This window comes from Eudoraea sp. (genome assembly GCF_049665975.1).
GTDB lineage: Bacteria > Bacteroidota > Bacteroidia > Flavobacteriales > Flavobacteriaceae > Eudoraea.
Genome location: NZ_JBATGR010000119.1, coordinates 1 through 5,145, shown reverse-complemented (window position 1 = coordinate 5,145; position 5,145 = coordinate 1). Strand labels below are relative to the sequence as shown.

At 37.0% G+C, this 5,145-nt stretch carries 6 protein-coding genes; 3 read left to right on the top strand and 3 right to left on the bottom strand.

The features are described from left to right. The 3 genes from WBN20_RS04780 to WBN20_RS04770 form a co-directional block, all read left to right on the top strand. The coding region (locus WBN20_RS04780) for a S1C family serine protease (RefSeq protein ID WP_424280895.1) at nucleotides 1-929 on the top strand (929 nt) is incomplete at its 5' end. 39 nt (nucleotides 930-968) lie between these two features. Then, on the top strand, nucleotides 969-1,640 hold the full coding sequence (locus WBN20_RS04775) for a hypothetical protein (protein WP_424280894.1): 672 nt from the start codon (nucleotides 969-971) through the stop codon (nucleotides 1,638-1,640). 244 nt (nucleotides 1,641-1,884) lie between these two features. Next, nucleotides 1,885-2,436, top strand: a complete 552-nt coding sequence (locus tag WBN20_RS04770) for a YSC84-related protein (protein WP_424280893.1) — start codon at nucleotides 1,885-1,887, stop codon at nucleotides 2,434-2,436. Nucleotides 2,437-2,570: 134 nt separating this feature from the next. Here WBN20_RS04770 and cls read toward each other — a convergent pair whose 3' ends face one another. From cls to WBN20_RS04755, 3 genes are all read right to left on the bottom strand, one after another. Then, nucleotides 2,571-4,007, bottom strand: coding sequence for a cardiolipin synthase (gene cls, locus WBN20_RS04765; RefSeq protein ID WP_424280892.1), 1,437 nt, complete (start codon nucleotides 4,005-4,007; stop codon nucleotides 2,571-2,573). A gap of 47 nt (nucleotides 4,008-4,054) precedes the next feature. Continuing rightward, nucleotides 4,055-4,528: a DUF4381 domain-containing protein gene (locus WBN20_RS04760; RefSeq protein WP_424280891.1), complete on the bottom strand. Its 474-nt coding sequence runs from the start codon at nucleotides 4,526-4,528 to the stop codon at nucleotides 4,055-4,057. A gap of 22 nt (nucleotides 4,529-4,550) precedes the next feature. Then, nucleotides 4,551-5,145 (bottom strand): hypothetical protein (locus WBN20_RS04755; RefSeq protein WP_424280890.1); only part of this gene is annotated, 595 nt, incomplete at its 5' end.

Genomic DNA, 5,145 nt, shown 5'->3' with positions numbered 1-5,145 from the left:
TTATAGATATCATTAATGTTTCCCGGGAAAGTGAAGGGGAATATATTCAGGTAGTCACCGAGGAATCTCAGGGTTCCGGAGTATTAATAGCTGAAGAAGGTCTTATATGGACTGCTGCTCATGTGGTACAAACTGCGGAAGAGGTTCAAATTGAATTTCTTGATGGTGACATATACGAAGGAACAGTACTAAGTTCTGTAGCCCAAGCTGATGTTGCCCTTGTAAAAATAAAAGGAGATTTTAAGCTGAAGAACAAAAAAGTTGCCCCCATTGGAGATTCCGATAGGGTATCTGTAGGTGAAGATGTCTTTGTTCTGGGCGCCCCTCATGGTTTTAAACAATCGCTCTCAAGAGGAATACTAAGTGGTAGATTTACACCAATACATTTAAGTAATGATTTTGTAAAGATTGAATTTCTGCAAACGGATGCTTCTATCAACCCGGGGAACTCCGGGGGTCCTATGTTTAATATGAGAGGTGAAGTTATAGGTATTGCAAGCAGAATCTATAGTAACTCTGGTGGGTTTGAGGGAATTGGTTTTGCGATGTCATCGAATGTGGCTAATAAATTACTAATGCAGGAGCCTAGTATCTGGGGCGGTATGGAATCAATATTACTGGACGGAGATCTGGCAAAGGCACTTAATCTTCCTCAGGAATCAGGCTTGTTGATTACAAGTTTGTCCTCTAAAGGATCGGCAAGTGCATTGGGTCTGAAGGCTGGTACTATTTCAGCCAAAATTGAAGAAACAGAACTTACAATTGGAGGGGATATTATTCTGGAATTGGCTGGCATAACCATTAAAGATATCAACTCCATTTTCAAAATCAGAAAGATAATAGCTGAAGCTCAAAAAGGGGAGGTCATTACCATGACTGTTCTAAGAAACGGAAAAATCGGCAAGGCAGAATTTACCAAGGAGAATTAATTGCCATATATTGTATATATTAGCCGTTCAATAAAAAATATGAAAAAAATATCACCTTTTATTTTACTGCTTATTGCATTGGTTTTGACCAGTTGCTCAAGTTTTAAAGTCATTAAATCCTGGGAAGCTGAAACAGCAGGTAGCATGCAGAATAAAAAAATTCTGGTTATTGGCAGAACTGCAGATAAGGATATCAGGATGGCGTATGAAAACGCACTTACCAAAAAATTTGTAGCGGCAGGGTACAATGCCATATCCAGCTATAGTCAATTTCCCGATTTTAATCCTGTAGCCAAGATTACAGAAGAACAAAAACAGCAAATCCAATCCATTTTGGAAAAAAATGAATATAATGGTGTAGTGGTTACTTCATTAAAGGATTATCAGGAACAGAGCCGTGAGGTAGGCGCCGAGAAATATGAAACTACAGTATTTTATGGTGGAATGGGTTATCCAACCGCATATGGTGGCTTTTATAATTATTTTTATATCCCTGGATCATATTCGGCAGATCAGGTTAGGCGTGATACATCCGGGTCAACAATAACCTCCAAACTATATATTCTCGAAACTGTGGTCTATGACCTGGAGCTCGAAGAAGGGAAACAGCTCGTGGCATGGGTTACGGCTTCTATTGAAAACCCTGACGATTCACCAAGTGTAGCAACTGCTTATGCAAATTCTGTTGCTAAAGGTTTTAAAATTAAGTAGTCTTTTGATCAATTCTTTTGATATTCCTCAATTAGTCCGTTAGGATGTCTTTGGCACAATAATTGAGATACTATAAATCGAAATAAAACAATATATAGGGGTGTTATTTAGCTTCTTTTTTGTATCTTTTTCAATGTTTTATTTTATCCCATAATCACAATACTTTGGTGCTGTTGATTATACATCATATCCCCAGGTTTAGAAAAAATATACCTAAATAATTTAAACACTTAATAATTATAATATGAACACAAACTATTTAAAAAAGACATCTTTTTTATTACTCCTCATGGGCTTTGCTTTCTCATTTAGTTCTAATGCCCAGATAGCTGGCTGGAATGTTGATTTAGAAAAAGATAGCAACGAAAAGTTGGCAGAAATGATTCAAAAGGTAGGCAAATTACAAAGCTTTAAGGATAAGGCCTATGGATATGCTATTTATCCAAAAATAACCAAAGCAGGATTAGTCATTGGAGGCGCCGGTGGCAAAGGGCTAGTTTATAAAGGCAAGCAAATAGTGGCTTCTTCAAAACTTGGACAGGCATCCTTTGGTCTGCAGGCCGGTGGACAACAATACGCTGAGGTGATTTTCTTTGAAAATCAAGAAGCTTTTGACCGTTTCAAAAGCGGCAAATTAAAGTTTAATGCACAGGCTTCCGCAACTGCCATTACGGAAGGTGCTTCTGCTGATTTTTCTTATCAGGATGGTGTTGCCGTATTTACAATGGTAGCAGGCGGGCTAATGGCTGAAGCCTCTGTAGGCGGCCAACATTTTTCGTTTGATCCAGTGCAGTAAAACAAAGTTAACTATATAATTTAAAGGCCCGGATATCCGGGCCTTTCTTATTAAAGTTAGATTATATAAGCCAGATGTTATGGTGTCTTTTACTTTTCAGAAGCCTATATGATTTAAAAAGGAGACATGATTCTCTACATCAAGGGACTGCTTAATCTTGCCAGTTTTTCCTTAACCCTATCTATATTAGGCCTTGCTTTATGTGCTTCAAGGGTTAGCTGCTTACTGCCCTTTTGAAATACCGAGAATTGCTTTTTCATATTGATTGTTTCTTCCTTACTATAAATCAGGGCGTTCACTTCAAAATTTTGTTCCAAACTCCGCACGTCCAAATTGGCAGTTCCAATTGAACAAACGGAATCATCAGATATAATTACCTTTGAATGTATAAAACCTTCCTGGAACAAATAAATTTTAACCCCTGCCATGAGGAACCTGCTAAAAAAGGATTTTACTGCCCAATGAATCATTACTGACTCAGAATTCCCGGGAACTATTATCCGTACATCTATACCACTTAATGCAGCGGTCTTAATGGCTAATGAAAGGGTAGAATCAGGAACTATATAGGGATTCACAATGTACACATACTCTTTTGCCTGATATAAAATATAAAGGTACTGTTGAAGAATATTAGGGTAATCTGCGTCCGGGCCACTGGATACGATTTGCACCGGAGTGTCTCCAATCGGATCCATCAATTTAAACATATTTGGTTTTATCAGATTCTCCCTGGTGACAAAAAGCCAATCTGAAAGAAATACGAAATGCAGGAAATTAACGCTCATTCCCTGAATCATCAGGTGAGTATCTGTCCAATGACCTAAAACGTCATCATCCTTGATATATTTGTCATCTACATTAATTCCGCCCGTAAAACCAACTAAGCCGTCCACAATTAAAATTTTCCGGTGATTACGATAATTTAAACTGGCCAACCTGCCAAATCTCACCGGCATAAAAGGAAATATCTGCACCCCAATTTCCTGGAATTTATTTATCATCTTATTTGATAAATCCCAGCTGCCCAGGGCATCATAAATAAGCCTTACCTTAACTCCCTGTTTAATTTTCTTTTCAAAGAGTGTAACAAAACGATCTGCCAATTGTCCGTCGATAAAAATATAGTATTGCAGGTGAATATATCTTTCTGCTTTCTCACAAGCCTCAAAAATGGCCTTGAAGGTGTCCGGTCCATCATTGAGTATCCTAACCTTATTGTTAAAAGTAATGATAGCGCTGTTAACTCTGGTGAGTAATCGTATAAGGTTTAAATAAGTAGGGGTTACATCGTGTCTTTCTAATAAACTTATTTCTGCTTCTGCTGAATACTTCTTAACAAAATTCTCGAATTGAATATAATCTATCTCCTTTTTTAAATCGAAAAGCTTTTGTCTTCGAAGATTGACTCCAAAAAAGAAATATAACATTGCCCCAATAAATGGGATAAAAAGAATAAGCAGGATCCATGCCCATATGCGTATGGGCTTACTGCCATCCTTAATTAATAAATATAAGGAGGTGAGCGTAAGGGCAATTTCCACCAGTGTAATAAGGAGGATCCATGTCATATTAAACTATTATATTTTAATTTATTATTCAATATATCTCTATTTTCTTAACTCCTATTTATTTTATGCCCTTTTATCCATTCCCCACTTATTCTCATTATTTCCATCCAATCTTCGTCCTTTATGTTTATTGATCTTTTTCGCCTATAGGATGCTCCTTCTAAAAAAATTCCCGGGGCTTCAGTAAATCTGGTTTTTGGATAGGTTTTTTCAAGGAATTGCATCCATTCTGTACCATATAGTTCGGCCACTTCAGTTCTTGGGAAACCTTGCAACGCCGTAGCTTTCAATAATTTGTTGAGGAGTACTATTTGTCTAATATCTGCTTCTTTAACGTCAATTTTTTGCAATTCCTGCAGTGCCCAAATCCTATACTCATTTTTCCTTTTATAGGCCAACCACTTTTTAACTCCAAGTATAGCAAGTCCCAGTAAAATAATTGCAATCACATACCAACCTGGTTGCGGAGGCCAGAACGGAACCCTGTCCGGCACAATAATAGGCTCTAAATATTGAAGCATATTCTCTTGCATTTACTTGCTGTTATTTTGGATTAAGATTTATCCATCCTTCTTTGGTCTTTCTTTCTCTTTCACTTAGACTTTTATTTCGGGCTTTACTTAATTCATTAAAAAGGGATTCCGCGTCAGTCAGAGTACCTTCCGTTTTATCCTCCCTGTAAGCATATTTAGTTATCTCATCTAACTTATCAGAAAGCACTGTATCTTTCGATTTAGTTATAAAATCACTTAATTCCGGTTTGTACTTCTCAGTCCTAAATCGGTCGTACCAAAACATAAGCTGTCGAAAAAATGACATTGTATCTCCCTTTTTAGATGCCTCCTTAACCAATTGAAAATAATGTGTTTCAGATACTAATTTTTCTTTATTACGTTGTCTGTTGTTGAATTGAATTGCTCTGATTTTATCATAACTAAATTTCAATATTGATAGCGCTGCAAGAATTGAAAGTATTAATTGCCACCAGTTTAGCCCAAGGAATTCAAATGGTTTTTCTTCCAAAATCTCAGGAATTTCTTCTTTGGTCAATTCAGCCTGCAATTCTTTTTGTCTTGTTAAAATAAAGGCCAGATCAGGATTGGGAGTAACTTCGATTTCTATAGCCTCCAATTTTGCG